General features: G+C 69.8%; 24 protein-coding genes. 8 read left to right on the top strand and 16 right to left on the bottom strand.

What is annotated here, in order from left to right; translation table 11 throughout:
- Positions 1–263 precede the first annotated feature (263 nt).
- The 10 genes from ACWGI2_RS18560 to ychF all read right to left on the bottom strand — a co-directional run bounded on the left by ACWGI2_RS18560 (position 264) and on the right by ychF (position 11,517).
- On the bottom strand, positions 264–2,456 hold the full coding sequence (locus ACWGI2_RS18560) for an MMPL family transporter (protein WP_453696347.1): 2,193 nt from the start codon (positions 2,454–2,456) through the stop codon (positions 264–266).
- Positions 2,457–2,625: 169 nt separating this feature from the next.
- Entirely contained in the window at positions 2,626–3,372 is a 747-nt protein-coding gene (locus ACWGI2_RS18555; RefSeq protein ID WP_453696345.1) for a 4'-phosphopantetheinyl transferase family protein, read from the bottom strand.
- Positions 3,369–4,529 carry an acyl-CoA dehydrogenase family protein gene (locus tag ACWGI2_RS18550; RefSeq protein WP_453696343.1) on the bottom strand — a complete coding sequence of 387 codons (1,161 nt, stop codon included), beginning with the start codon at positions 4,527–4,529 and terminating at the stop codon, positions 3,369–3,371. The genes ACWGI2_RS18555 and ACWGI2_RS18550 overlap by 4 nt, the downstream gene beginning before the upstream one ends.
- A complete protein-coding gene (locus ACWGI2_RS18545) occupies positions 4,526–5,320 on the bottom strand; it encodes a hypothetical protein (RefSeq protein WP_453696341.1) in 795 nt (264 codons plus the stop codon). Before ACWGI2_RS18545 ends, ACWGI2_RS18550 begins: the two co-directional genes overlap by 4 nt.
- A complete protein-coding gene (locus ACWGI2_RS18540) occupies positions 5,295–6,191 on the bottom strand; it encodes a hypothetical protein (RefSeq protein WP_453696340.1) in 897 nt (298 codons plus the stop codon). Before ACWGI2_RS18540 ends, ACWGI2_RS18545 begins: the two co-directional genes overlap by 26 nt.
- 2 nt (positions 6,192–6,193) lie before the next feature.
- Positions 6,194–6,478 (bottom strand): acyl carrier protein, encoded by a 285-nt coding sequence (locus tag ACWGI2_RS18535; RefSeq protein WP_453397149.1) that lies wholly within the window; start codon positions 6,476–6,478, stop codon positions 6,194–6,196.
- Positions 6,479–6,526: 48 nt separating this feature from the next.
- Positions 6,527–7,813 carry a type III PLP-dependent enzyme gene (locus tag ACWGI2_RS18530; RefSeq protein WP_453696338.1) on the bottom strand — a complete coding sequence of 429 codons (1,287 nt, stop codon included), beginning with the start codon at positions 7,811–7,813 and terminating at the stop codon, positions 6,527–6,529.
- A gap of 2 nt (positions 7,814–7,815) precedes the next feature.
- Positions 7,816–9,213, bottom strand: coding sequence for a preATP grasp domain-containing protein (locus ACWGI2_RS18525; RefSeq protein ID WP_453696336.1), 1,398 nt, complete (start codon positions 9,211–9,213; stop codon positions 7,816–7,818).
- Between the two features lie 84 nt (positions 9,214–9,297).
- A complete protein-coding gene (locus tag ACWGI2_RS18520; protein ID WP_453696334.1) occupies positions 9,298–10,230 on the bottom strand; it encodes a 3-oxoacyl-[acyl-carrier-protein] synthase III C-terminal domain-containing protein in 933 nt (310 codons plus the stop codon).
- Between the two features lie 198 nt (positions 10,231–10,428).
- Positions 10,429–11,517, bottom strand: coding sequence for a redox-regulated ATPase YchF (gene ychF, locus ACWGI2_RS18515; RefSeq protein ID WP_160506957.1), 1,089 nt, complete (start codon positions 11,515–11,517; stop codon positions 10,429–10,431).
- A gap of 197 nt (positions 11,518–11,714) precedes the next feature.
- Between ychF and ACWGI2_RS18510 the strand changes: the two genes are divergently transcribed.
- Positions 11,715–12,374, top strand: coding sequence for a DUF6542 domain-containing protein (locus ACWGI2_RS18510; RefSeq protein WP_453696332.1), 660 nt, complete (start codon positions 11,715–11,717; stop codon positions 12,372–12,374).
- A 35-nt stretch (positions 12,375–12,409) separates the two neighbouring features.
- On the opposite strand, the gene ppgK is transcribed toward ACWGI2_RS18510, so the two are convergent.
- Together ppgK and ACWGI2_RS18500 are read right to left on the bottom strand one after the other, a co-directional pair.
- Complete coding sequence (gene ppgK / locus ACWGI2_RS18505; protein WP_453696330.1) at positions 12,410–13,153, bottom strand: polyphosphate--glucose phosphotransferase; 744 nt, start codon at positions 13,151–13,153, stop codon at positions 12,410–12,412.
- A gap of 35 nt (positions 13,154–13,188) precedes the next feature.
- A complete protein-coding gene (locus tag ACWGI2_RS18500) occupies positions 13,189–14,181 on the bottom strand; it encodes a 4-hydroxy-3-methylbut-2-enyl diphosphate reductase (RefSeq protein WP_453696329.1) in 993 nt (330 codons plus the stop codon).
- 76 nt (positions 14,182–14,257) lie between these two features.
- Here ACWGI2_RS18500 and ACWGI2_RS18495 point away from each other — a divergent pair, with 76 nt between their 5' ends.
- The 4 genes from ACWGI2_RS18495 to ACWGI2_RS18480 all read left to right on the top strand — a co-directional run bounded on the left by ACWGI2_RS18495 (position 14,258) and on the right by ACWGI2_RS18480 (position 18,043).
- Entirely contained in the window at positions 14,258–15,664 is a 1,407-nt protein-coding gene (locus ACWGI2_RS18495; protein ID WP_453397160.1) for an APC family permease, read from the top strand.
- A gap of 107 nt (positions 15,665–15,771) precedes the next feature.
- Positions 15,772–17,019, top strand: coding sequence for an exodeoxyribonuclease VII large subunit (gene xseA / locus ACWGI2_RS18490; protein WP_453696328.1), 1,248 nt, complete (start codon positions 15,772–15,774; stop codon positions 17,017–17,019).
- A gap of 10 nt (positions 17,020–17,029) precedes the next feature.
- The gene (locus ACWGI2_RS18485; RefSeq protein WP_453397162.1) at positions 17,030–17,296 is read left to right on the top strand and encodes an exodeoxyribonuclease VII small subunit; all 267 of its coding nucleotides are present in this window, start codon (positions 17,030–17,032) and stop codon (positions 17,294–17,296) included.
- A gap of 156 nt (positions 17,297–17,452) precedes the next feature.
- On the top strand, positions 17,453–18,043 hold the full coding sequence (locus ACWGI2_RS18480) for a malonic semialdehyde reductase (RefSeq protein WP_453397163.1): 591 nt from the start codon (positions 17,453–17,455) through the stop codon (positions 18,041–18,043).
- Positions 18,044–18,138: 95 nt separating this feature from the next.
- Here the strand turns inward: ACWGI2_RS18480 and ACWGI2_RS18475 are convergent, their stop codons facing one another.
- Positions 18,139–18,657 (bottom strand): DUF4245 domain-containing protein, encoded by a 519-nt coding sequence (locus ACWGI2_RS18475; protein ID WP_453397164.1) that lies wholly within the window; start codon positions 18,655–18,657, stop codon positions 18,139–18,141.
- Positions 18,658–18,820: 163 nt separating this feature from the next.
- On the opposite strand from ACWGI2_RS18475, the gene glpX reads away from it, so the two are divergent.
- On the top strand, positions 18,821–19,852 hold the full coding sequence (glpX, locus tag ACWGI2_RS18470) for a class II fructose-bisphosphatase (protein ID WP_160506949.1): 1,032 nt from the start codon (positions 18,821–18,823) through the stop codon (positions 19,850–19,852).
- A 94-nt stretch (positions 19,853–19,946) separates the two neighbouring features.
- Here glpX and ACWGI2_RS18465 read toward each other — a convergent pair whose 3' ends face one another.
- Positions 19,947–20,327: a WhiB family transcriptional regulator gene (locus tag ACWGI2_RS18465; protein ID WP_160506948.1), complete on the bottom strand. Its 381-nt coding sequence runs from the start codon at positions 20,325–20,327 to the stop codon at positions 19,947–19,949.
- Positions 20,328–20,476: 149 nt separating this feature from the next.
- Complete coding sequence (locus ACWGI2_RS18460) at positions 20,477–21,166, bottom strand: DUF1707 SHOCT-like domain-containing protein (protein WP_453696326.1); 690 nt, start codon at positions 21,164–21,166, stop codon at positions 20,477–20,479.
- A 201-nt stretch (positions 21,167–21,367) separates the two neighbouring features.
- Between ACWGI2_RS18460 and ACWGI2_RS18455 the strand changes: the two genes are divergently transcribed.
- Positions 21,368–23,035, top strand: coding sequence for a fumarate hydratase (locus ACWGI2_RS18455; protein ID WP_453696324.1), 1,668 nt, complete (start codon positions 21,368–21,370; stop codon positions 23,033–23,035).
- A gap of 57 nt (positions 23,036–23,092) precedes the next feature.
- Here ACWGI2_RS18455 and ACWGI2_RS18450 read toward each other — a convergent pair whose 3' ends face one another.
- A complete protein-coding gene (locus ACWGI2_RS18450) occupies positions 23,093–24,664 on the bottom strand; it encodes a ricin-type beta-trefoil lectin domain protein (protein WP_453696322.1) in 1,572 nt (523 codons plus the stop codon).
- 122 nt (positions 24,665–24,786) lie between these two features.
- On the opposite strand from ACWGI2_RS18450, the gene ACWGI2_RS18445 reads away from it, so the two are divergent.
- Positions 24,787–26,199 (top strand): class II fumarate hydratase, encoded by a 1,413-nt coding sequence (locus tag ACWGI2_RS18445; RefSeq protein ID WP_453696320.1) that lies wholly within the window; start codon positions 24,787–24,789, stop codon positions 26,197–26,199.
- The last annotated feature ends 74 nt before the right edge of the window (positions 26,200–26,273 follow it).

Genomic DNA, 26,273 nt, shown 5'->3' with positions numbered 1-26,273 from the left:
CCCTGGTCGCCCGTAACCCCCGTTGCACTCACTCCGGGAAGTTGCTGGACGACGAAAAAGGTCGGCTGCGGTCGACTCCTGCACCCCCCCGGCGAACGCACGGGCGAGTATACAACTCTCACAACTTTCGCCACAGGAGTTACAAGTTGCGCACATAGAACGCACAGATGCGTTCAGGTGCCGAACCCAAAAAGTGGCTGCGGGGACGGGCTGTTGCCCGTCCCCGCAGCCACACGGAAAACCTCGGAGAAGCCTGCGAACCGCTACGGAACCGGCATCCGCTCCGACACCGCGGCCGGCATCCGGAGCGGCTTCGCCTCGTCCTGCTGGCAGAGCCGCGAGGGCCACCAGGTCTTCCAGCCGAGCAACATGACCACCGCGGGCAGGACGACGATCCGGATGAGCGTGGCGTCAAGGAGCACCGCGCACGCCATGCCCACGCCCATCTGCTTCATCTCGATGAAGCTCAGCGAGGCGAGCAGGGCGAACACGGAGACCATCACCACGGCGGCGCTGGTCACGACGCCCGCCGTGCGCGTGATGCCCTGCTCGACGGCGTCCCGGATGGAGAGCCCGCCGCGGGCCGCCTCCCTGATCCGGCTGACCACGAAGACGTGGTAGTCCATCGAGAGGCCGAGCAGGATCACGAAGAGCATCAGCGGCAGCCAGGCCACCACCCGGCCCGTGGACTCGAAGTTGAGGATGCCCTCGGCCCAGGTCCGCTGGAAGATCAGGGCGAGCAGGCCGAACGACGCGGCGGCGGAGATGACGTTGAGGACCACGGTGATCAGGGCGAGCACGACCGACCGGAAGGCGAAGGCCATGACCAGGAAGGTCAGGAGCAGCGCGACACCGAGCACCCAGGGCATCTTCTCGACGACGTTCGCGCGGTAGTCCACGTCGTACGCCACGTCGCTGCCGCCGACCGCGAATTCGGCGCCCTCGATCTTGCCGACCGTCTTCGGCGCGATGTCCTCACGCAGCTTGGTCAGGGACTCCTGTGCCTTCACCGAACTGCTGTTGAAGCGCGTGCCGATGGCGATGGTGCTGACTTGGCCGTCCTTCGACACCCGGGTCTCGGGCGGCGGGGTGTGCGTGAAGAGGTCGTCGCGCAGGGCGCGGTCGACCAGCTCGGTCACGGCGGCGCGCAGCTCCTCGGTCTGTCCGCCCGGGACCTTCACCGCGACGGTGTGGGTGTCCGCCTGGCTCGGGAAGGACTTCGTCAGACGGTCGTTGGCCTGCATCGCAGGGATCGACTTGGGCAGGTCATCGATGCCCGTGGCCTTGAGCTTCAGGTCGAGGGCGGGCACCGCGAGGAGAAGGAGCGCGCCGACGGACAGGACGAGGGCGATGACCGGGTGGCGCAGGGACGGCTTGAGCATCGCCGACCACAGGCGGGGCTTGACGCCGCCCCGCGAGAGGCGCCACAGCAGCGGCACACGCGGCTTGTCCAGGAAGCGGCCGAACTTGGACAGCATGGCGGGCAGTACGGTCAGCGAGGCGAGCATCGCGATGGCGACGACGAGCACCGCGCCGGTCGCCATCGACTCGAAGGCGACGTGTCCCGCGAGGTAGAGCGCGCCCATGGACACCATGACGACCAGGCCGGAGACCATCACCGAGTGGCCCGACGTGGCCGCGGCGATCTCGATGGCGTCGACGTTGTTGGCGCCGAGTGCGCGTTCCTCGCGTTGCCTCTTGAGGTAGAAGAGCGAGTAGTCGACGCCGATGGCCATGCCCATCAGGACGATGATGTGGGTCACCGGGCCCGGGTCGGGCACGAGCTGGGAGGCGACGCCCCACAGGCCGAGGCCGGCGAGCACCGACGAGATGCCCAGGATGACGGGGACGCTCGCCGCGACGATCGCACCGAAGACGAAGACCATGACGAGCAGCGTCACCGGCAGGCTCAGGCCGGTCGCCCTGCCGAGGTCCTTGCCCAGCATGTCGTTGAGGCCGGCCTTGATGGAGCCGGCGCCGACGAGTTCGACGCGTACGTCGGTGTGGGCCTGGCGGGCCTTGTCCACCTTGTCGAGCAGCGGCTGCACCCGGTCGGCCGCGGTCTCGGGGTCGCCCTTGAGAGTCACCGGGACCAGCAGTGCGGAGCGGTCGGGCGCCGCCACGGGCTCACCGATCGACGCGATGCCCTTGAGGCCCTTCAGCTCGGCCACGGTGTCCTTGGCCGCGGCGCGCGCCTTGTCCATGTCCAGGTTGCCTTGGTAGGGCGTGACCAGGACGTTCTCCATCGCACTGCTCTTCAGACCGCCGCTCTTGGCGATCTCGGCCGACCGGCCGGACTGTCCGATGGCCAGGTCCGATTCGGTGGCGTTCCGGGTGCCCGTCATGCCCCCGACCACCAGGGCCCCCACGACGAAGACCACCCAGAGCGACATCGCCAGCCAGGGATGGACTGCGCTCCACCGAGCAGCCCTGGTGATCAGGTTCCTGCTTCCCACGATTACTTCCCCTCCTCAAATGAAATGCCCAGGTGCGCGGGACACAGGTCTGACCACAGAAATGTCTATCGGCCAGTGCTTTACCGCGTGCTCTTAACGTTCATAAATCTAGTGACGCTCCGGCACGCGATCACGGGTACAAGTACTCCGAAACCAGGGGGAGTTTCTTCTACTTGACATCCCACCGGTTCCGCTCGACTCGGGGGTTTTCCTGCAGCATTGGATACCACATCCGCCGCGACACATTGAAGGGGCCGTCGCCCAGCATCGCGACGGCCCCCGCATACCCCTCGGGAAGTAACAGATCGGCCACTCTCCATGGACCGGGAAGTGCGCCCGGTTGGCGTGTGGTGGCCTGTGGCCCGGTGTGGGCGACGGGAAGTCCCATGCCCTGCGTGAGCCGGCCGCCCGCGGCTTTCACACAGGCTTCCTTTCTCGTCCACAGCCGGGTGAAGGCGTCGTGGCCGCCGCGTTCCACCAACTCCCTTTCCTCTTCGGGAAAGAAGCGGCGGGCCAGGCGCATGACGTCCAGGCTCGCGCGGGCCAGTTCCACGTCCACCCCGACGGGCCGTGGCGCCAGCGCGAGCAGGGCCATCTCCCCCGAGTGCGACAGGCTGAAGTGCGGCTGCTCCACGCCCGCGACGACCGGCTTGCCCCAGCGGCCACGCGTGATGCGCACCGAAGCCGGCGCACGGCCGAGCCGCTCGCCGATGATGATCCGGGCGGCGGCGTGCGCGATCACGAAACGGCGCCGCATTCCCGGGCGTTGCCCACGGCGGGCGCGGGCCGCCTCGCCGTCGTCGAGAAGATCCTCGAAGGAGGCCAGGTCCGCGTGGGGCCCGCCGCCCCCGCCGTCGAGCGGGATCTGCCAGACCTCGACCTGGTCCGTGTCGCGTACGACCTCTGCCGTGCTCAAGGCCGCCCCACCTTTCCCGTGTGGAGCCCCTGGAAGAGATTGAGCTTCTGGATGGTCCGCGTCCCCTCCATGAACTCCACGCCGCGCGCGTCCCTGGCGAGCTTGTCCAGGAGCGGGTGGTCGAGGCGGGCACCGGGCCCGAAGAAGCCGAGCGAGCGCATCGTCACGTCCTCCGCGAGCTCGCACGCGCGGGCCTTCGCGGCCGACGCGAGATGGCCGGCGGAGGGCCTCGCGTCCACGGCGAGAGCGGCTCGGTACGTCAACTGCCGTGCGGCATCGATCCGTTGGCCGAGCGCGTCGAACAGCTCGCGCTCCGCGCCCCGAAGCTCCCGCCGGTGCTCGGCCACGTACTCATGGGCGGCGCGGGCGATGCCGATGGCGATCGCGGCGACGCTCGGACGCAGCTGGTTGAAGACGGCGACGATGCTCCACATGCCACGGCGCGTCGGCGGGAGATGGGCGCCGAGCACCCGCTCGGCGGGCACCCGGACCGAGTCGAGCCTGATGTGCGTGAGCTGCACGCCGCGCAGCCCGACCGTGGGCAGCGGCTCGGCGTGGAAGCCGTGGTCGGCGGTGTCGACGAGTACGGCCATGACACCGAGCCGGTCGGTGCCCGCGACGCGCGCGAAGACCGCACCGACGTCGGCGCGCGCGGCGTTGCCGACGTACCGCTTCACGCCGTCGAGTACGTACGAACCGTCCCCCACCGGGGTCAGAGTGGTGGTCATCTCCCCGATGGCGGAGCCGCGTTCGGGCTCGGTCAGGGCGAAGCAGGTCCAGCGGGGACGCTCGGCGAGCCTGCCGTACACCCAGTCCCGCTGCTCCTGGCTGCCCAGGATGCTCAGGAGCACCCCGCACATCGAGGCTCCGGGCGAGGCCAGCATCATCCCGGCGTCGCCGCGCGCCAGCTCCTCGCTCACCAGGACCCGCTCGAGCGTGGCGAGACCGTGCGCGGGTCCGCTGCCCGCCTCCGGGCCCGACCGGTCCCAGTCGGGCGGTACTTCGTGCCCGGCGAGGAAACGTACGGCGGGCAGGTCCAGGTGCCGGTGGATCGCCTCCGGGTCCCGGTCGAGCTCCAGGGCGCCCGCCCGCAGGTCCTCGGCCCAGTTCCGCACGTACCGGTGCGTCGTGGCGAGCGAACCGGGCAAGCTGATCACAAGTACCTCTTGTCGTTCTCGTCGTCGTTCTCGTTCTCGCCGGCCCCGTCGGCCCGTTCACCGGCAGCGCGCACGTGCTGCGCCCCGCAGTACGCGTCGGCGATGAGCTCGGAGGCGTGGGCCGTCATGCCGGGGCCCTCCGCCGTGAAGCCGTGCGCGCCGAGCAGCCGCAGAAGCGTCCGGTCGGCCTGGGTGATCTGCGCCTGAAGGCGGCCGAGCGCCTGCTCGTCCATCGGCTCCTGGGGCGCGAACGGCCCGATGCCTTCGGCGAGGTCGTCGAGGACCCCCTCGATCTCCAGGTGGTCGATGAGGACGTCGGCAAGCGCTCCCTTGACCATCTGCTGCATGAGCAGCGAGGTTCCCTCGACCTCCCGTGCCGCCAGATAGGCGATGCAGGCGTCCCGCAGCCGTTCGGACGCCCCGAGCCGCAGCCAGGCCAGACCGGTGTTCCAGTCGCGGGACGCGGGGTCGGACCGGGCCGACGGCTCACCGGCGCCCGCACGGGTACCGGCACCCTCGCCGGGCCGCAGCACGGCGAGGCCGGGCATCGGCCCGTCCTCGCCGCTCGCGCTCCCACTCCTGCTCCCGCTCTCGGCGTCCGCCTCGGCCTCCATCGCGGCGAACTCGTCGAGCAGTTCCTTCGGCAGCACGGCATGCCCGCGCGGGCCGCGCGGCGGCACCTTGGTGGAGAAGGCGCGGCCCAGCAGCGTCAGCGCGGGAACAAGCCCGTCCGCACGCGCGTTGACCCGCGCCTCCCGCCAGTGCTCACGCGCCTGTGCAGAACCCGTCATCCGTCTCCAACTCCCCCATGTCCAGCGTGCAATAGGCCAGGAAATCCCGTTCCCGGTCGTAGTCGGCCACGACCGTGTGCCGGGCCCCGGCCGGTGCTCCGAGGAGAGCCGTCCAGACACCCGTGCACGGCTGTCCGGGCTCGGCCTCCGTCAAGGTCCCGTCGTACACCGGGAGTTCGGGAGCAGCCCCGCCGCCGGTGAGCCCCGCCCCCGCCACGACGTCGACCGCCGCGTCCCACGCCGCGAACACCCCGGCCGACGGCCGGCCGTGCGCCATGCCCGGCACGGCGTTCCCGCCGCCGTCCCAGTCGATGAGCAGGGCCACCGCCACGTCCTCGCGTACGGGGGTTTGCCCGGCGTCCGGCACGGCGAACGGCTGCGTGCTCTGGTCCACGACCATCAGGAGCAGGCGCCGGAAGCCGCAGCGCCTGGCGTACTCCGACGCCACCCGCAGCGCACTGAACGGCGCGATGACACCCTGGTCGGACAGGGCGAACGACAGGGGCTCGCCCGGGAGCCGCTGCTTGAGACAGGACGCGACCAGCTCGGCGTGGTCGAAGTCCGGGGACGCGTACCCGACCACGACCACCTCGGGGCACTCCCCCGCGGTCAGCGGCCCCAGCGCGTCGAGCGCGCCGTACGCAAGCTCCACAGAGGTGCGCCGACCCGAGGCGGCGTACCCCTCGCGGTCGAATTCCGCCCCGTAGGGGGCACCCATCTCGCGGAAGAACTCCTCACGCGAGGCCACCGGCTCGTACGGCACGCCCGGCCCCGGCGCGGTGTGGCGCGCGGCCCGTACCACCCGGGGCACGGGCCCCGGGGGGTCCGCCGCCGCACCGGAGCGCCGCACGGGCGCAGTCGTGCGGAACATGCCTAGGCGCTCGCATCCGCGGCGACGAAGTCGGCGAGGGATCCCACCGTCTCGAAGTGCGTCATCTCCAGCTCGTCGGCGTCGAACTGCACGTCGAGGATCTCCTCGATGGTGATGAGCAGTTCGAGCGCGCTGCTGGAGTCGAGGCCCAGCTCGTCGAAGAGCCGCACCCCCTCGTTCGCCTCGGACACGTCCTTGTTCAGGACCTCCGACAGGCCCTTGCGGACGGCGTCCACGTACCGCTCGCGCTCCGGGCCGCCCACGACGACTGCGGTGTTCTCGGTCATGCTGGTCTCCTTGTTCAGTGCCGACCGGCGAAGGCCGGTCAGTGGATTTCAGTTCTCGTCGGTGCCGCTGGGCTCGTAGAGGCGCTGCCGCCCGAGCATCACCTCGACGTCGTCCCGCTCGCGGATCAGGTGCGCCTGTCCGTCCAGGACCATCACTTCCGCCGGATAGCCGTGGCTGAGGAAGTGCACCGGCGACGCCGTCGGCCCGTACGCGCCGGACCGGTGCACGCCCACGAGCTCCCCGGCCCGCAGCGGCGGCATCGGCACCTTCTTGCCGACGACGTCGTTCGGCGTGCACAGCGGCCCCGTGATGTGCCAGGGCTCGGTCGTCGGCTCGTCGACGCGCTCCAGGGCGGACATCGGGAAGTTCCGCTTCACGTACGAACCGATGCCGACCGCCGCCATGTGGTGGTTGGTGCCGCCGTCGGTGACCGCGAAGTTCTCGCCCATCGACGTCTTCGTGTAGCGCACGCGCGTCACATAGGTGCCGGACGCGGCGACGAGGAAGCGGCCCAGCTCCATGATCATGCGGGTGTCGGGGTGACGGCCCGTGAAGTCCTCGATGAGCGGGTTGAGCCGGGTGGTGAGCTCCGCGAGGTCCAGGTCCTTCTCGTTGTCGAAGTAGGCGATGCCGAGACCGCCGCCGACGTCGACCGTCTCCAGCGGGAAGTCGAGGTGCGCCGAGATGCGTTCGGCCAGGTCGAGGATGCGCCGGGTGTTTTCGACGACGGTTTCCTCGCCGAGGATGCGCGTGCCCAGATAGACCTGTACGCCCATGAGGCGTACGCCGGGGTAGCGGGCCGCGAGCCCGGAGTCCTCGGCGAGCAGCTGCTCCTCGTCGATGCCGAACTGGCGGGGCTTGCCGCCCATCGTCAGGCCCGAACCCTTCACGGAGAAGCTCGGGTTGACGCGCAGCGCGACCCGCGCCTGTACGCCGCGCTCGCGCGCCACCTCGTCGATCAGGGCCAGCTCGCCGAGGGACTCGCAGACGATGGCGTGGATGTCCTCGTCCAGGCAGGCGGCCAGCTCGGCGCGGCTCTTGCCCGGGCCGAGGAAGATGATGTCGCGCGGCGCGACACCCGCGCGGCGCGCCGTCGCCAGCTCGGTCAGCGAGGACACCTCGGCCCGCGCACCGCAGCGGTACAGCAGGGAGCAGATGGAGATGTTGGGGTTGGCCTTGAGGGAGTAGAAGACCTCGAGGGCCGGGTGCAGTTGCTCGCGCAGCCCCTGGAAGCGGCTGGTGATCTCCCCGCCGTCGTACAGATAGAGGGGGGTGCCGAACTCCTCGGCGAGCTCGGTGATGCCGATGCCCTGCACGTCGAATGCGACGCTCACGTTCAGGTCCGTTCCGTGTGGGCCGCGAGGCGGCGGGTGATGTCGGTGTCGAGCGCGTCGATCCGGTCGTCGGACGACTCCACGAGCACGCCGTACAGGCGGCCTTCGAAGCCGTCGGCTCCGGCGCCGGCAGCGGCGGCGTTCACCGTGGCGTAGTTGTTCACGAACAGGCCGCGCGGCCGCGCCTCCCGCTCGTCGAGGAGCAGGCCGTCCAGGACCTCGCGCAGCTCCGCGAAGGGCAGCGGCCTGGTCAGGCGGATCGGGAAGTGGCGGGCGACGGCGACCTCTTCGGGGCCGGCCAGCTCGTGCACCACGTTCTGGTACGTGGACATGTTGTTGCGGGCGTTGATCTCGACGACGGGGTAGAGGCCGTCGTCCGGGTCGACCATCGCGTCGACGCCGACCACCCCGAAGTAGCCGTCGGCGGCGAGGCGTTCACCGAGCCTGGCCGCGGTCCCGCTGATCTCGGCGACCTGTGCCTCGGTGAGCCGGGCGGGCATGCGGTGGCCCTTGTGGACACCGCCCTCGGTGAGCAGTTCCTTGACGAAGTCGAAGTGGGTGGACCCGTCACGGCCCACCGTGAACTGGTAGTTGAGGTCGGCCCGCTTGGCGACCCACTCCTCGATCACGAGTGCCGTACGCGGCGCCGTGCCGTCGGCCGCAGCCGCGCGCTCGGCCTGGGCGACCGCCATGCGGTGCAGCCGGGTGAGCCGCTTCTCGCTGTCGAGTACGACGATGCCCTTGCCGGACACACCGAACGCGTCCTTGATGACGACCTTGCGCCCCGACGCGAGCAGCTGGGACGCCTTGGAGACCGCGGCCGCCAGCTCCTTCAGCGTCTCGCACGCCCAGCCCCGCGCCTGCCGGATGCCGAGTTCGTCGGAGAGCCTGCGGCTGTAGACCTTGCTGTTGACGCGCTTGCACCGCTCGGCGGTCGGCGCGCCGAGGCGCAGTCCGGTGCGCTCGGCGAGCTCCTCCTCCACCGTGGAGATCCCGTGCGCGGTGAGCTGCGCGCCCTCGGCGGCGAGCGCGGACAGGGTGCGCAGCAGCTCCGGGTCGGCGAGGGCGTCCTCGCTGACCGTGCGCTGCGGGTCCTGCCCGGCGACGACGTGCACGGTGGGCAGCGTGAGGCCGAGGCCTTCGAGGTAGCGGCGGTAGCCGTCGTCCAGGGCGGTCTTGAGGACGACGTGGTCGTCCTTGCCGCCGAGCAGCAGCGCGAACTCGTCCATGCGGTTCACGACGGCGCTGCCCGCGTGCGAGGCGACCCGGGGCAGCGCGGGCTCGCCGAGCGCCCACTGGTTCTCGACCTCGAAGTTGCCCAGGAACACCAGGGGCGTGTCGGCTGCCCCGGTGACGGCACGCTTGAGGCGCCCGCTGAAACCGGTGGGCGGAAGATGCATGTCGACCTCGTCTTTTCTCGTGTGCGCCCGCTCAGGTGCGCGGCCAGGTGCGCGGTCAGGTGCGCGGGGTGGGACCGGCTGGGTTCAGTGCTCGAAGACCATGGCCGCGAAGGTCGCCCCCAGTCCCACGCTGGTCATCAGATAGCGGTCGCCGGGGCGCAGCCGCCCCAGCTCGGCGGCCTTCTGCAGGTTGATGAAGGGATCGGCGCAGAAGCAGTGCCCGGCCTGCGGCACCAGGTCGAGGAAGACCCGCTCCAGGGGGAACCCGAGCGCCGTGCAAAGGCCGATCCACGACAGCCGGTTGACGTTGTGCGGCAGCACGAGCGCCACGTCGTCGAGGGCGCAGTCCGCTTCCTCCAGGGCCGCGGCGATCACTTCGCGGAGCCCCGGCCCGTACAGCTCCTGGAACTCCTTGGCCGCGTCGTCGCCCATGATGAACTCGTCACCGAACTGCGCGTACGTACGGGCCGCGTACCCGAGCATCCGGTCGCCCGTGTTGCGGTCGGCGCCGACCAGGAAGGCGACCGTGCCCTCCCCCATGACCGTGACGTCGGGGATGGACTGCGTCTGGGCCGTGCAGGCCTTCTCACCGGCGAGTACGAGGGCCAGCGCGTCCGGGTCCGGATCGGCGGCGAGCAGCGTCCCCGCCATGTCCACGGCGAGCAGCCCCGACGCGCAGGCGTGGTGGGAGACGACGAACCCGGCGGCGTGCTCGAGCCCCAGCTCGGCCTGGATCGGCCCGAGCGAGGTCAGCGGATAGGGCAGCGGCGAGGGCATCGTCCGCGCCTGCAGCACGTACTTGACCCGCTGCTCCTGCCCCCGCAGCTCCACCAGCTTGACCGCGGCACGCAGCAGCAGCTCCGTCTCGGTCGCCTGCGGCTCGCGGCAGACCTCGGAAAGCCCGTAGAAGCGCTGGTACCGCCTCAACTGGACATCCGTCAGCTGGAGTTCTTTCTGGAACAGGGCAATCGGGATGGTGTCGGGAAGGTAGCTGGAAACGGCCACGATCGACGTCATGCCGACAACAGTCGCGGGCAGCGCTGACGCTCAGCTGACGGCACGCTGACCACAGCCTCACAGGCGGGTTCTGGGGTGCCGTACCCCGGGGCGGGGAGCCTTTGCGAACGGGTACGCGAACGGGGCCGCCCCGAAATCGGGACGACCCCATCTGACCTGGCCGTTTGCTAGAACGCCGGATCCACGGTGATGCGTGGCCTACACGTTGAAGCGGAACTCCACCACATCCCCGTCCTGCATCACATACTCCTTGCCCTCCATGCGCGCCTTGCCCTTCGCGCGGGCCTCCGCCACCGAGCCGGTCTCGACCAGGTCCTCGAACGAGATGACCTCGGCCTTGATGAAGCCCTTCTGGAAGTCCGTGTGGATCACGCCCGCGGCCTCGGGGGCCGTGGCGCCCTGGGGGATCGTCCAGGCTCGGGACTCCTTGGGGCCTGCGGTGAGGTACGTCTGGAGGCCCAGGGTGCGGAAGCCCACGTGGGCCAGGGTGGCGAGGCCCGGCTCCTCCTGGCCTACCGACTGGAGGAGCTCAAGGGCCTCCTCCTCGTCCAGCTCCGCGAGGTCCGACTCCAGCTTGGCGTTGAGGAAGATCGCCTCCGCGGGGGCGACCAGGGCGCTCTGCTCGGCCTTGAACTCGTCGTCCGTCAGCTCGTCCTCGTCCACATTGAAGACGTAGAGGAAGGGCTTCGTCGTGAGGAGGTGCAGGTCGTGGAGGAGTTCCTCCCGGCCCGAGCCCTGGACGATGCCCTGCGAGAACAGCGTGTCGCCCTTCTCCAGGATCGCCTGGGCCTCCTCCACCGCCTTCACCTTCGGAGCGATGTCCTTCTTGATGCGCGATTCCTTCTGGAGGCGCGGCAGGACCTTCTCGATGGTCTGGAGGTCGGCGAGGATCAGCTCGGTGTTGATCGTCTCGATGTCGTCCTTGGGCGAGACCTTGCCGTCCACGTGTACGACGTTCTCGTCCTTGAAGGCGCGGATCACCTGGCAGATCGCGTCCGACTCGCGGATGTTCGCGAGGAACTTGTTGCCCAGGCCCTCGCCCTCGCTCGCGCCGCGCACGATGCCCGCGATGTCGACGAAGTCGACCGTCGCCGGGAGGATCTTCTGCGAGCTGAAGATTTCCGCCAGTTTCGTGAGGCGGGGGTCCGGGACGCCCACCACGCCGACGTTCGGCTCGATCGTCGCGAACGGGTAGTTGGCCGCAAGGACGTCGTTCTTGGTCAGGGCGTTGAACAGGGTCGACTTGCCGACATTGGGCAGACCGACGATTCCGATCGTGAGCGACACGTTGCGACTTCCCGTACGTGGAGGCTGTGGGTGGACGGCCCGGAGGGCCGGAGCGACCGTAGGGCGATCCCCCAGTCTACGGCGTGCGGGCCCCGCCCTCGTCGGCGTATCGCTCTGCTATCGAACGCATGGCCAAGGTCGGCCAAAGGGCGTGTCCCAGGCAGGATTATCGGTATGGCTCGCCCTAGGTTGGACCGGTGGAGCAACACAGGACGCGTCCCCCTCAGCCTCCGGCCCGGCCGCGACGCACCGCGCCCCTGCCCCCGCAGGGCAACAGGTCCGCCGCGCCCGCGGCGGTCTACCGCGCCGCGCCCCCTCCCCGCCGCCCCCTCCCGCCCTTCGTACGCAGACTGCGCGCGCTGCCGCTCTACCGCAGACTGCGCGGGATGCCGAACCCGCGTCTCACGGGGCTCGGCAGCGGGCTCTTCTGCGCCGCGGTGATGTTCCTGCTCGCCAGTCTGCTGTGGCTGCTCTTCGGCAGTTCGGTCGTCGCGTACGGCGTGCTCTTCCTGCCCGTGAGCGCGCTGACCGCGTTCTGGGTGCGGCCCGCCGACCTGGTGACCGCGCCCGTGGCCGTGCCGATCGCCTTCGCCATCGGGCTCGTACCCATCTCGGGCGGCAACGGAGGCGGCTTCAGCGGGCATTTCATGGGGCTGATCACCTCGCTCGCGCTGCACGCGGGCTGGCTGTACGGCGGGACCCTCGTCGCCGGTCTCATCGTGACCGTGCGCCGGATCAAGCTCATGGGGCAGCGGCGCCGGGCCCGGGCCGCCTCCTCCGCCCCCGGGCCCGGGGCAGGACCAGGGCCAGGATCAGGGCCGCGGGGAGCAGCGAAGAAGCGCATGCCGACCGCGTAGGCCACCGAGGCGATCGGAGCCCCTGCCGGGGGGAGCTAGTCCTTTTCCGCCGCCGCCATCGCCGCGCCCACGATGCCCGCGTTGTTCTGCAGCTCCGCGGGGACCACCTCGGCCCTGATGCCCTCGATCAGCGGCAGGAACTTGTGGGACTTGCGGCTCACTCCGCCGCCGATGATGAACAGCTCGGGCGAGAACAGCATCTCCACGTGCGCCAGATACTTCTGGACGCGGTGCGCCCAGTGCTCCCAGCTGAGGTCCTCGTCCTCCTTGGCCTTGGACGAGGCGCGCTTCTCCGCGTCGTGTCCGTGCAGCTCCAGGTGGCCGAGCTCGGTGTTCGGGACGAGGCGGCCGCCGGTGAAGAGGGCGCTGCCGATGCCTGTGCCGAGGGTCAGCAGGATGACCGTGCCCGTACGGCCGCGGCCCGCCCCGAAGTGCATCTCGGCCACGCCCGCCGCGTCCGCGTCGTTCAGGACGGTGACGGGGACGCCGCCGAGCCGGTCCGAGACCAGGCTCTGGATGTCCGTGCTGATCCAGCTCTTGTCCACGTTGGCCGCCGTGCGCGCCGTGCCGTCGGTGATCACGCCCGGGAACGTGGCGCCGACCGGGCCCGTCCAGCCGAAGTGCTCGACGACCTCGCGCACCTTGTCGGCCACGCCGTCGGGCGTGGCCGGGTGCGGGGTCAGTACTTTGTGCCGCTCTTGTGCCAGGTCTCCACGGTCCAGGTCAACGGGCGCGCCCTTGATCCCTGATCCGCCGATGTCCACACCGAAGATCTGCATGAGACCCACCGTACGGCCACCCTCTGACCCTCGCGTCACTTCTGCGACAGCTCCGCGGCCTCGGCGCGCAGGTCGCGGCGGAGCTCCTTCGGCAGCGAGAAGGTGATCGACTCGTCGGCCGTCTTCACCGTCTCCACGTCTCCGTAACCCCGCTCGGCCAGCCACTCGATGACGCCGTCCACCAGGACGTCCGGGACGGAGGCACCGGAGGTGAGGCCGACCGTGGTCACGCCCTCCAGCCAGGCCTCGTCGATCTCGTCGGCGTTGTCGACGAGGTGCGACGCGGCCGCGCCCGCGTCCAGGGCGACCTCGACCATGCGGATCGAGTTCGAGGAGTTCTTGGAGCCGACCACGATGACCAGCTCGGCGTCCTCCGCCAGCTTCTTCACCGCGACCTGGCGGTTCTGCGTGGCGTAGCAGATGTCGTCGCTGGGAGGGGAGATCAGGCCCGGGAACTTCGTCTTCAGGGCGTCGACCGTCTCCATGGTCTCGTCGACCGAAAGCGTGGTCTGGGAGAGCCAGACGACCTTGTCCGGGTCGCGGACCTCGACGTTCGCGACGTCGTCCGGGCCGTCGACCAGCGTGATGTGGTCGGGCGCCTCGCCGGACGTACCGATGACTTCCTCGTGGCCCTCGTGGCCGATCAGGAGGATGTCGAAGTCGTCCTTGGCGAACCGGACGGCTTCCTTGTGGACCTTCGTGACCAGGGGGCACGTCGCGTCGATCGTCGCCAGTTTCCGCTCGGCGGCTTCCGCGTGGACCGTCGGCGCCACTCCGTGGGCGGAGAACATGACGATGGAGCCCTCGGGGACCTCCGCCGTCTGGTCGACGAAGATGGCCCCCTTCTTCTCCAGGGTCTGGACCACGTACTTGTTGTGAACGATCTCGTGGCGGACATAGATCGGGGCCCCGTACTGCTCAAGGGCCTTCTCGACGGCGATCACGGCACGGTCCACACCCGCGCAGTAGCCGCGGGGGGCGGCGAGCAGGACTCGGCGGGCAGGAGTCGAAGCAGTCATGCCCCCCATCGTAAGGCCGAGCCCAGCGCGTCAAAGATCGGCTTCTTGGGGAGACTGGGGGCCTGCGTTCACTTACGGAGGCACGATGTCCGGTAACTCCGGTAACTCAGACCCGGGTACCCCAGACCCGACGGCCGGCTCCCATGGCGCCCCCGTTGCCGAGGGCGACGGGCTGCGGCGCAGTCTCGGTTTCCGTGATCTCGTCGTCTACGGGTTGCTGTTCATCGCCCCGATGGCACCGGTCGGAGTCTTCGGGACGCTCGACGCGAAGTCGCACGGCGCCGTGGCGCTCGTCTACATCATCGCCACGATCGCGATGGCGTTCACCGCGTTCAGCTACGCGCAGATGGTGCGGGTGGTCCCCCAGGCGGGTTCGGTCTTCGCCTACGCGCGCGTGGGGCTCGGCAACGGCCCCGGGTTCATCGCCGGGTGGATGGCGATGCTCGACTATCTCCTCATCCCGGCCGTCGCCTATCTCTTCTCCGGGATCGCGATGGAGGCGCTCGTGCCCTCCGTCTCCCGGTGGGTGTGGACGGCGATCGCGGTCCTGGTGACGACCGCGCTGAACCTGTGGGGCGTACGGGCGGCCGCGCGGGTCGGCTTCTTGGTGCTCGCCATGGAGATCGTGGTCCTCCTTGTCTTCGTGGTGTCGGCGATCGTCGTCCTGGCGCAGGACGGGGCGGAGCGGGACTGGCTCTCCCCCCTGAGCGGGGACGGCTCGCAGGGGGCGTTCGCGCTGGGGGCCGTGGTGGGGGCGGTGTCGGTGGCGGTGCTCTCGTATCTGGGCTTCGACGCGATCGCCTCGTTCGCGGAGGAGGTGACGGGGGGCTCGGCGAAGGTGGCGCGGGCGGTGCTGTTCTGTCTGGCGCTCGCCGGTGTGCTGTTCATCGCCCAGACGTATCTGGTCGCTCTTCTCGAGCCGGTGTCGTCGGCGCAGCTCGCCGCCGAGCCTGGCAAGCAGGGGTCCGCTTTCTACGATGCTGTCGACTCGGCCGTCGGGGACTGGCTGCACGACCTGGTGGCCGTCAGCAAGGCGATCGGTGCGGCGTTCGCCGCGCTGGCCGGGCAGGCCGCGGCGGGGCGGCTGCTGTTCGCCATGGCGCGTGACCGGCGGCTGCCGGGGGCTCTGTCGAAGACGGATTCGGGAACGCCTCGGCTGGCGCTGCTGTGTGCGGCTGTGATCACGCTGGTCGCGGCGGTGTGGGCGGCTCGGCGTGACGACGGGATGGATCACCTGGTCTCGGTGGTGAATGTCGGGGCGTTGACGGCGTTCGTGTTGCTGCACGCGAGCGTGGTGGGGTGGTTCGCCGTTCAGCGGCGTGGGGGGCCTGTCAGTTGGTGGCGGCACCTCTTGGTCCCCGTGCTGGGGGCGGCGATCACCATTGCCGTGATTGTTGAGGCCGCCGGGTCCGCGCAGGTGGTGGGGGCGATCTGGTTGGCCGTGGGGCTCGTCGTGCTCTTTGCCCAGCGGGCTCGACGCGGAGAGTCCTAGACCGCCGCTTCGCGGCGGATGTTTCCCGCCCGCCCACCCGAAACTCCGCGGCCCATCCTCCACGTAGGAGCAATGGTCGTGTCAGAGCCTGCCGATACGCTCGGCGCATGGCTTTGAACACGTCTGCTGATGCCCCGCTGCCCGTCGGCGAGGTGTCGCGGCTCATCGGCGGGTGGATCGACCGGCTCGGTGCCGTGTGGGTCGAGGGGCAGATCACCCAGCTGTCCCGCAGGCCCGGCGCCGGTGTCGTATTCATGACGTTGCGCGACCCCTCGCACGACATCTCCGTCAGCGTCACCTGCTACCGCCAGGTGTTCGACGCCGTGGCGGACGTCGTCTCCGAGGGCGCCCGAGTCGTCGTCCACGCCAAGCCCGAGTGGTACGCGCCCCGGGGGCAGCTGTCCCTGCGGGCCGTCGAGATAAAGCCCGTCGGTGTGGGGGAACTCCTCGCGCGGATCGAGCAGTTGAAGAAGAGCCTCGCCGGGGAGGGGCTTTTCGCCGCCGACCGGAAGAAGGCGCTGCCCTTCCTGCCGCAGCTCATCGGGCTCGTCACCGGCCGCGCCTCCGCCGCGGAGCGGGACGTCCTGGAGAACGCCCGGCACCGCTGGCCCGCCGTCCGCTTCGAGGTGCGCAACGTCCCCGTTCAGGGCGTGCACGCCGTACCGCAGGTCGTGCAGGCCGTGAAGGACCTGGACGCGCTCGACGCCGTGGACGTGATCATCGTGGCCCGCGGTGGCGGCAGCGTGGAGGATCTGCTGCCGTTCTCGGACGAGCGGCTCGTGCGGGCCGTCGCCTCCTGCCGTACGCCCGTCGTCTCCGCGATCGGGCACGAGCCGGACAACCCCCTGCTCGATTACGTCGCCGACCTGCGCGCCTCCACCCCCACCGACGCCGCCAAGAAGGTCGTGCCGGACGTCGGCGAGGAGTACGAGCGCGTGCGGTGGCTGCGGGACCGCGCCCGGCGCTGCCTGGACGCCTACCTCGACCGGGAGGACCGCGGCCTCGCGCACGCCCTTGCCCGCCCCTCGATGGAGAATCCGCACCGCATGATCGAGGAGCGCGAGGAGCAGGTCTCGGCGCTCGTCGACCGCAGCCGCCGCACCCTCGGGCATCTCCTCGACCGCGCCGAGTCGGAGCTGACGCACACCCACGCGCGCGTGGTGGGCCTCTCCCCCGCCGCGACGCTCCAGCGGGGGTACGCGGTGCTCCAGAAGGCGGACGGCGCTGTGGTGCGGGCCCCGGAAGAGGTGACTGCCGACGAGGAGTTGCGGGCCCGGGTCGCCGAGGGCGAGTTCACCGTACGAGCCGCAGAGACGACCGTACGAGCCACAGAGACCGCACGAACCGACATTTAGGGTGGGGCACATGACCAGCAAGACGGACGAGGCCACGAGCCCCGCGGACGCACTCGGCTACGAGCAGGCACGGGACGAGCTCATCGAGGTCGTACGCCGCCTGGAGACCGGCGGCACCACGCTCGAGGAGTCGCTCGCCCTGTGGGAGCGCGGCGAGGAGCTGGCGAAGATCTGCCGCCGCTGGCTGGACGGCGCCCGCGCCCGCCTCGACGCGGCCCTGGCGGGTCCTGACGGCGACGGCGACGGTGACGCGGGCGAGGACACCACCGCCGACTGACACCGCAGGCGCCGACGCCCGCCTCACCTCTGACCTGGTGCGTTGTGAAGCGGATCACCAAGCGGCCGATTTGGTTGAAACTTAAACCGCAACGTCGTACGGTCGATGAAGCAAGCTGATCCACGCACGCAACGCACGCACCGAGAAGGTTGATCCATGTCTCTCGTCCTTGACCCCGCCGCACAGGACCTGCTCTTCCGCGAGGCCCGCACCGCGAACTCCTTCACCGATGAGCCGGTCACCGACGAGCAGGTGCGGGCGATCTACGACCTGGTCAAGTTCGGCCCGACCGCCTTCAACCTGTCGTCGCTGCGCATCACCCTGGTCCGCTCCCCCGAGGCCCGCGAGCGCCTGGTCAAGCACATGGCCGAGGGCAACCAGCCGAAGACCGCGTCCGCCCCGCTCGTCGCGATCCTCTCCGCGGACAACGAGTTCCACGAGGAGCTGCCGGCGCTGTTCCCGCACTTCCCGCAGGCCAAGGACGTCTTCTTCTCGGAGCGCCCGGCCCGCGAAGGTGCCGCGCACCTCAACGCCGCGCTTCAGGCCGCCTACTTCATCATCGGCGTGCGCGCCGCGGGCCTGGCCGCGGGCCCGATGACCGGCTTCGACGCCGCCGGCGTCCAGAAGGAGTTCCTGGACGGCGACCACACCCCGCTGATGGTCGTCAACATCGGCAAGCCGGCCGAGAACGCCTGGTTCCCGCGCTCCCCGCGCCTGGAGATCGACCAGGTCATCGAGACCGTCTGAGACTCGGACACTTAGTACGCATACGAGTGAGGGCCCCGGCGATGTCGCCGGGGCCCTCACTCGTACTCAACAAAATCAAGACGTCCTCAACAAAATCAGGACGTCTTCAGCGCCTGCGCCATCTTCGACAGCTGACCGAACGACGCCGTGCCCGCGACCACCGTCGTCGCGCCCTTGTCCTCGCGCACCAGGGCGTCGTACGTCTGCCCCTCGTACCGGTGCCACGTCTGGCCGCCGATCTCCTCGGTGGCCTTCGTCCGCACGGCCCGCTGCGTGGCCTCTTCGATGAACTTGACCCGCTTGGCCGTGGACTGCTTGACCACGACGTACTCACCGGACGGGTCGAGGAAACCCAGGTGCCAGCTGTCGCCCTTGGAGCCGTCGAACCGCACCGACGTCGGCTTCCACGCCTTGGCCAGGCCCTCGGGGGCGGCCACCGGATAGGCAGCCGCGCGCCGCGCGGTCACCAGCTCGATGCTGTAGTCGACGCGCTTGACGGGGCTCTGGGAGTCGTCGTGCGGGATGAAGACGTAGATCGCGCCGGCGACGAGGGCGATCACCGCCATCGACCACAGCATGTTCCGTACGGTCTGCTTGCCTTGTCTGCCTGCCACGCCCCCCATGGTCTCAGGCCCCGAAGACGCTCCTTCCCCCGGTGGCCCTCAAGCGTCCGATCCGCTCATGCGTGGGGCCCTCTGCTCATTTTGTCGGCCTACGGATAGAGTCGTGGCACACCCTCATCCGGCCGTCGTCGTATCAGCAGAAAGGTGCGCTCCGATGACCGAGCATCATCTCCCCTCCGAGCTCGAAGTCTCTCCCGAGGCTCCCGACCGCAACCTCGCCCTGGAGCTCGTCCGGGTCACCGAGGCCGCCGCCATGGCCGCGGGCCGCTGGGTCGGCCGCGGCGACAAGATCGGCGCCGACGGCGCCGCCGTCAGGGCCATGCGGACCCTCGTCTCCACCGTCTCGATGAACGGCGTCGTCGTCATCGGTGAGGGCGAGAAGGACGAGGCCCCGATGCTCTTCAACGGAGAGCGCATCGGTGACAGCACCGGCGCCGAGGTCGACATCGCCGTCGACCCGATCGACGGCACGACCCTCTGCGCGAAGGGGATGCCGAACGCCATCGCCGTGCTCGCCGCCGCCGACCGCGGCGCCATGTTCGACCCGTCCGCGGTCTTCTACATGGACAAGCTGGTCACGGGCCCGGAAGCCGCCGACTACGTCGACATCAACGCCCCGGCGTCCGTGAACATCCGCCGCGTCGCCAAGGCCAAGGGCCGCGCGCCCGAGGACGTCACGGTCATGATCCTCGACCGCCCCCGCCACGAGGGCATCGTCAAGGAGATCCGCGAGACCGGCGCGCGCATCAAGTTCATCTCGGACGGCGACGTCGCCGGTTCGATCATGGCCGTGCGCGAGGGCACCGGCGTCGACATGCTCATGGGCATCGGCGGCACCCCCGAAGGCATCATCTCGGCCTGCGCGATCAAGTGCCTGGGCGGTGTGATCCAGGGCAAGCTGTGGCCCAAGGACGACGCGGAGCGCCAGCGCGCGCTCGACGCGGGCCACGACCTGGACCGCACGCTGTCGACGACCGACCTGGTCCGCGGGGACAACGTCTTCTTCGTCGCGACCGGCATCACGGACGGCGAGCTGCTCCAGGGCGTGCGCTACGCCGCCGAGACGGCCTCGACCTCGTCCCTGGTCATGCGCTCCAAGTCGGGCACGATCCGCAAGATCGACTCCGACCACCGGCTCGCGAAGCTGCGCGCCTACAGCGCCATCGACTTCGACCGCGCCAAGTAGGCTTCAGGGCGCGCGAGTTGCGCACACCGGAGGGGGCGCCCCGTGCGGGGGACGCCCCCTCCGGCGTACGGAAGATCCATCCGGCCCGCCCGGCCTACCCGGCGGCGGCGATCGGTCCCGCGGTCGTGTGCGCGGCCTTCTTGAGCTCCACCTCGCGCCTGCGCCGCCTGGCGAGCACCACGCGGCGCTCCGCGGCCGTGAGGCCGCCCCAGACGCCGTACGGCTCGGGCTGGAGCAGGGCGTGTTCCCTGCACTCGACCATCACGGGACAGCCGCCGCAGACGCGCTTCGCGGCTTCTTCCCGGGACAGGCGTGAGGCGGTCGGTTCCTTGGACGGGGCGAAGAACAGCCCGGCCTCGTCTCGTCGGCACACCGCCTCGGTGTGCCATGGGGAGTCCTGGTTCCGATCGCGCACTGGTTCCCGCTGGGCCGGAACGGCGGCGACCTGCAGGGACTGATGCGACGGCTGCAGCACGGGTCTACTCCTGACGACGGCTTCGCGAGCGAGAGACGATGCAGCAAGCTCTACCCGCTGTGTACGCGCCTATGCACTGAGTTCCGATGTACGGAAGTTCGCGCCGTCAGTGGCCGGATACGCCCCCTCGGTGGCCGACCGGAAGCCCTTCAGTGGCCGAGATGCTTGCGCAGCTGCTTGTGCAGGTCCCGGACGAGCTTGCCCCGCCTGGGCTTCGCCTCGATATTGCCCAGGACCGCGAAACCGTCGACGAAGACGACCGGAGCGTCCCGCTCGGCCGAATCCAGCGTGTCCACCTCGAAGTTGCCGAGCACGCCCGTGCCGTTGCCGCGCAGCGAGACGTTCTCCGGGACGCGGATCTCGACGTTGCCGAAGACGGAGATCGCCTTGATGACGACCTGCCGCTGCTCGAAGATCGCCTCACTGAGATCTATCTCCACGCTGCCGAAGATCGCGTACGCGTGCGTGCGGCGGGCCACGCGCCAGCGGCCCTTGCGGACGGAGCTGCTGAAGACCGCGACCAGGTTCTCGTCGGCGACCGGGGGCACCACGCCGTCCGAAGGCCGGGAGGGGGCGGGCTCGGGCCTCACGGCCGGATACGCCGCGCCGCGCGCCGCGGGCAAGTCCCTGACCAGCGGCTCCAGTTCACCCATGGTCTTGGCCCGATAGACCCCGTCGATCCGCTCACCGTGCTCCTCGGCGGTCAGCCGCCCCTCGGCGAGGGCGTCACGGAGGATGTCCGCCGTGCGGTCCCGGTCGGCGTCCGACGCGCGCAGGCCTGCGGGCGTCGGTTCCGGGTGGGTCTGCTGAGGGGGCTGGGGGCGCTTCTCTAGGTCCACACCATCAGCGTACCCAAACGCGATAGATCGCGACTACCCCTGTGGACAACCCGCGCGGACATCAGGCGGACGTCGCGCGGGCCTCGCGCGGGCTCTACTGAGCCTTACCTCACAGACCCGGCCGTCCTGTGGCGTTCTACGCTGGTTGGCGCGTCGCCAATGGAGGCCGCGCCGCTGTCTGCCGAGTGAGGAATGGCCGTAATGCCAGAGTTTGAGTACTCCGAACTGCTCCCCCTGGGAGAGGACACCACGCCGTACCGGCTGGTGACCTCAGAGGGTGTCTCCACTTTCGAGGCCGACGGGCGGACGTTCCTCAAGGTCGACCCGGAGGCGCTGCGCACGCTCGCCGCCGAGGCGATCCACGACATCCAGCACTACCTGCGGCCCGCGCACCTGGCCCAGCTGCGGCGCATCGTCGACGACCCGGAGGCGTCGGGCAACGACAAGTTCGTGGCGCTCGACCTCCTGAAGAACGCGAACATCGCGGCCGCGGGCGTGCTCCCCATGTGCCAGGACACCGGCACGGCCATCGTCATGGGCAAGCGCGGACAGAACGTCCTCACCGAAGGTGAGGACGAGGAGGCGCTCTCGAAGGGCATCTTCGACGCGTACACGAAGCTGAACCTGCGCTACTCGCAGATGGCGCCCCTGAACATGTGGGAGGAGAAGAACACCGGCTCCAACCTCCCGGCCCAGATCGAGCTGTACGCGACCGACGGCGGCGCCTACAAGTTCCTCTTCATGGCCAAGGGCGGCGGCTCGGCCAACAAGTCGTTCCTCTACCAGGAGACGAAGGCCGTCCTGAACGAGGCCTCCATGATGAAGTTCCTGGAGGAGAAGATCCGCTCGCTGGGCACGGCCGCCTGCCCGCCGTACCACCTGGCGATCGTCGTCGGCGGCACCAGCGCCGAGTTCGCCCTGAAGACCGCGAAGTACGCCTCCGCGCACTACCTGGACGAGCTGCCCGCCGAGGGCTCCCCGACCGGGCACGGCTTCCGCGACAAGGAGCTTGAGGAGAAGGTCTTCGAGCTGACGCAGAAGATCGGCATCGGCGCGCAGTTCGGCGGCAAGTACTTCTGCCACGACGTCCGCGTGGTGCGCCTGCCGCGCCACGGCGCCTCGCTGCCCGTCGCGATCGCCGTCTCCTGCTCGGCCGACCGCCAGGCCACCGCGAAGATCACCGCCGAGGGTGTCTTCCTTGAGCAGCTTGAGACGGACCCGGCGCGCTTCCTGCCGGACACCGAGGACTCCCACCTGGACGAGTCCGCGGACGTCGTGAAGATCGACCTCAACCAGCCCATGGACGACATCCTCGCCGAGCTGACCAAGCACCCGGTGAAGACCCGCCTCTCGCTCACCGGCCCGCTGGTCGTGGCCCGCGACATCGCGCACGCCAAGATCAAGGAGCGCCTTGACGCGGGCGAGGAGATGCCGCAGTACCTGAAGGACCACCCGGTGTACTACGCCGGCCCCGCCAAGACTCCCGAGGGCTACGCCTCCGGCTCCTTCGGCCCGACGACGGCCGGCCGCATGGACTCCTACGTGGAGCAGTTCCAGGCGGCGGGCGGCTCCAAGGTCATGCTGGCCAAGGGCAACCGCTCCAAACAGGTCACCGACGCCTGCGACGCGCACGGCGGCTTCTACCTGGGCTCGATCGGCGGCCCGGCCGCGCGTCTGGCCCAGGACTGCATCAAGAAGGTCGAGGTCGTCGAGTACGAGGAGCTCGGCATGGAAGCGGTCTGGAAGATCGAGGTCGAGGACTTCCCTGCCTTCATCGTCGTCGACGACAAGGGCAACGACTTCTTCCAGAACCCGGCTCCGGAGCCGACGTTCACGTCCATCCCGGTGCGCGGGCCCGGCCTGGCGTAGCGCACAGAGGGGCCCTCTCCGCGGAGAGGGCCCCTCTACGTCGCTCAGGTACGTCGCTCAGGCGAACCGCTGGTTCGCCGCCCCCGTGCACTTCTGGAGCCGCAGCGGCTCCTTGGCCCCCGCCAGGGTCAGGCAGAGCCCGGCGTCGGCGGCCGGCCGCAGCGTCCCGGCCTCGCGTACGAACTTCTGGTTGGCGCCACCGTGGCAGTTCCACAGCGTGACGGCGGTGCCTTCCCTCGCCGTGCCCGGTACGTCGAGGCAGCGGTCCTGGGTCAGGCCGGTGTGCAGCGACTTCTGCCCGCCGGAGGCGCCGTCGTACCACCAGGTCTGGTTGCGGTTGCCGGTGCAGTCCCAGCCCTGCACCTTGGTGCCGTTACGGCTCTTCGAGGCGTCGACGTCCACGCACGTCCCCGTGCCCGCGTTCTTGAGCGGCTTGTACGCGTCGTCCCATCCGCCCTGGTAGAGCTTCGGGCTGCCCGTGCTCGCCGGGTCCGCGCAACCGCCCTCGCTCCAGCCGGAGTTGTAGAGCTGCGTCAGGCAGGAGGCGAAGGCCTCGTGACCGCGGGCGTTGGGGTGGAAGGACTGACGGACCGAATTGGAGTCCGGCGGGAAGGGGTTGGAGAGGTCCACGTAGAGACCGCGCGCCCAGGTGTCCTCCATGCAGACCTCATGGCCGTGGAAGAGGCGGGAGTTGTCGAGGTAGGTCGCGCCCGCGTTCTTCGCCGCCTTGCGCATGCCGGTCTCGAAGGTCGGTACGGCGTAGTTGCGGCCCCACTCGGTGTCGGAGTCGTAGCCGAGGCCGCCGCAGGCCAGCTTGCCGGGGAACTTGGGGTTGTCCCGGAAGTCGGGGCCGATCGGGCTCGGGTAGCCCATGGCGACCAACTTGTAGTCGTCGCCCGCGTATCCCGCGTCCTTCATGACGGTCTTCAGGTCGCGGATGGACTGCTCGACCTTGGGCACGAGCGCGTCGACGCGCGCCTGCCAGCCGTCGTTGTACTTGCCCGCGCAGGCGCCCTGGCTGAGCAGAAAGCGCGTCACGCAGTCCGTCATCACCGGGGCGAACTGAAGGTCGTCGTTGGCGCCGATGACGAGCAGAATCGTCTTGATCTTGGTGTTGCGCGCCTTGATGGCGAGACTGTCGCTCTGCACCAGTTCGTCGGCGTACTGCTTCTGGCCGCCGATCTTGATGTTGACGGTCTGCGCCCCCGAGCAGGCGACGTTGTACGTCACGTCCGCGGGGATGCCGGTGCGGTGGATGGCGGCGTCCGGGGAGCGGTGGCACCAGTTGTCGGGGCCGTCGGTGCCGGGTTCGTACGTTCCGACGCCCTCCCCGGAGATCTCACTGTCGCCGAGCGAGATCAGCCCGGTCTTGCGGTCGGCGAGCGGGCGCTCTGCCGGGTCGCCGTAGAGCTTGGTGGCCTCGGCCGCCCGGATCTTCTCCAGTTCGGGCGGCAGGGGCGTGGACGCCACCTCCCTGTTCGCCGCCGCCCCGTTCGCCGCCGCCCTGTTCCCGTCCTCGGCGGCCTGGGCCGGCACGGCGGCTGCCGTGCCGAGCACCGCCGCCATCGCCACGGCGGCCGCGAACGTACATCGCGGCCCGCTCCGGCCGCCGCGTCTGATGCGCTTCATTGCGCCTCCCCGGTTTGGTGTTACCCACGGTTTTTACTGGTCAGTAAGAGCCTTGGGAATACCTAGAACAAGACAAGTGCTCAACTTTTCAGCGAGGTTTGACGGAGAGGTAGGTTCGAGGCATGACCAGCGACGCCAGCGCGAGCGACAGCGGTGAGTACCGGATCGAGCACGACTCCATGGGCGAGGTGCGGGTCCCCGCGCACGCCAAGTGGCGGGCGCAGACGCAGCGGGCGGTGGAGAACTTCCCCGTGTCCGGGCAGCGCCTGGAGCGCGCGCACATCGCCGCGCTCGCCCGGATCAAGGCGGCCGCCGCGAAGGTCAACGCGGACCTCGGGGTGCTCGACAAGGACGTCGCGGAGGCCATCGCCGACGCGGCGGGCGAGGTGGTCGAAGGGCGCTGGGACGAGCACTTCCCCGTGGACGTCTTCCAGACCGGCTCCGGCACGTCGTCCAACATGAACACGAACGAAGTCCTCGCGACGCTCGCCACCGAGCGCCTGGGCAAGGACGTCCACCCGAACGACCACGTGAACGCGTCCCAGTCGTCGAACGACGTCTTCCCCTCCTCGATCCACATCGCGGCCACGGGCGCCGTCACGCAGGACCTGATCCCGGCGCTGGAGCACCTGGCGACCGCCCTGGAGCGGAAGTCGGCGGAGTTCGCCGACGTGGTGAAGTCCGGGCGCACGCACCTGATGGACGCGACGCCCGTCACCCTCGGCCAGGAGTTCGGCGGGTACGCGGCGCAGGTGCGGTACGGCGTCGAGCGGCTCAACGCCTCGCTGCCGCGCCTCGCCGAACTGCCGCTCGGCGGCACGGCGGTGGGCACCGGCATCAACACCCCGCCCGGCTTCTCGGCGGCCGTGATCCACGAAGTGGCACGGACCACCGGGCTTCCGCTGACCGAGGCACGCGACCACTTCGAGGCGCAGGGCGCGCGGGACGGCATCGTCGAGACCAGTGGGCAGCTGCGGACGATCGGCGTCGGCCTGACGAAGATCGCCAACGATCTGCGCTGGATGGCTTCGGGCCCGCGGACCGGCCTCGCCGAGATCAACCTGCCTGACCTGCAGCCCGGTTCCTCGATCATGCCGGGAAAGGTGAATCCGGTCATCCCGGAGGCGGTGCTCATGGTCGCCGCGCAAGTCACCGGCAATGACGCGACGGTCGCCACCGCGGGGGCCGCCGGCAACTTCGAGTTGAACGTGATGCTGCCGGTGATCGGCAAGAACGTCCTGGAGTCCGTGCGGCTCCTCGCCAACGTCTCGCGGCTGCTCGCCGACAGGACGGTGGACGGAATCACCGCGAACGCCGAACGGGCCCGGGAGTACGCCGAGTCGTCGCCCTCTGTCGTCACCCCGCTGAACAAGTACATCGGATACGAGGAGGCGGCGAAGGTCGCCAAGAAGTCGCTGGCCCAGCGGAAGACCATCCGGGAAGTCGTGCTCGAAGGCGGATACGTCGAGCGGGGCGAGCTCAGCCTGACGCAGCTGGACGAGGCACTGGACGTTCTGCGGATGACGCACCCGTAGGGGCCGTTCCCTTGACGACCGCTCAAGTGCGCCCGGACGATTTCCGGGGAGTCGCCCGGGCGCCGACTAATATC

The organism is Streptomyces sp. NPDC054866, assembly GCF_053610745.1.
The sequence above is the reverse complement of the archived record's forward strand: the minus strand, read 5'-3'. Positions and strand labels throughout refer to the sequence as shown.

Bases quoted from the DNA above. Each gene is read 5' to 3' on its own strand.
- ACWGI2_RS18545 (WP_453696341.1), bottom strand. From the start codon at position 5,320: ATGACGGGTTCTGCACAGGCGCGTGAGCACTGGCGGGAGGCGCGGGTC.
- ACWGI2_RS18540 (WP_453696340.1), bottom strand. From the start codon at position 6,191: ATGTTCCGCACGACTGCGCCCGTGCGGCGCTCCGGTGCGGCGGCGGAC.
- ACWGI2_RS18535 (WP_453397149.1), bottom strand. From the start codon at position 6,478: ATGACCGAGAACACCGCAGTCGTCGTGGGCGGCCCGGAGCGCGAGCGG.
- ACWGI2_RS18525 (WP_453696336.1), bottom strand. From the start codon at position 9,213: ATGCATCTTCCGCCCACCGGTTTCAGCGGGCGCCTCAAGCGTGCCGTC.
- ACWGI2_RS18520 (WP_453696334.1), bottom strand. From the start codon at position 10,230: ATGACGTCGATCGTGGCCGTTTCCAGCTACCTTCCCGACACCATCCCG.
- ppgK (WP_453696330.1), bottom strand. From the start codon at position 13,153: ATGCAGATCTTCGGTGTGGACATCGGCGGATCAGGGATCAAGGGCGCG.
- ACWGI2_RS18500 (WP_453696329.1), bottom strand. From the start codon at position 14,181: ATGGGGGGCATGACTGCTTCGACTCCTGCCCGCCGAGTCCTGCTCGCC.
- ACWGI2_RS18495 (WP_453397160.1), top strand. From the start codon at position 14,258: ATGTCCGGTAACTCCGGTAACTCAGACCCGGGTACCCCAGACCCGACG.
- xseA (WP_453696328.1), top strand. From the start codon at position 15,772: ATGGCTTTGAACACGTCTGCTGATGCCCCGCTGCCCGTCGGCGAGGTG.
- ACWGI2_RS18485 (WP_453397162.1), top strand. From the start codon at position 17,030: ATGACCAGCAAGACGGACGAGGCCACGAGCCCCGCGGACGCACTCGGC.
- ACWGI2_RS18480 (WP_453397163.1), top strand. From the start codon at position 17,453: ATGTCTCTCGTCCTTGACCCCGCCGCACAGGACCTGCTCTTCCGCGAG.
- glpX (WP_160506949.1), top strand. From the start codon at position 18,821: ATGACCGAGCATCATCTCCCCTCCGAGCTCGAAGTCTCTCCCGAGGCT.
- ACWGI2_RS18455 (WP_453696324.1), top strand. From the start codon at position 21,368: ATGCCAGAGTTTGAGTACTCCGAACTGCTCCCCCTGGGAGAGGACACC.
- ACWGI2_RS18450 (WP_453696322.1), bottom strand. From the start codon at position 24,664: ATGAAGCGCATCAGACGCGGCGGCCGGAGCGGGCCGCGATGTACGTTC.
- ACWGI2_RS18445 (WP_453696320.1), top strand. From the start codon at position 24,787: ATGACCAGCGACGCCAGCGCGAGCGACAGCGGTGAGTACCGGATCGAG.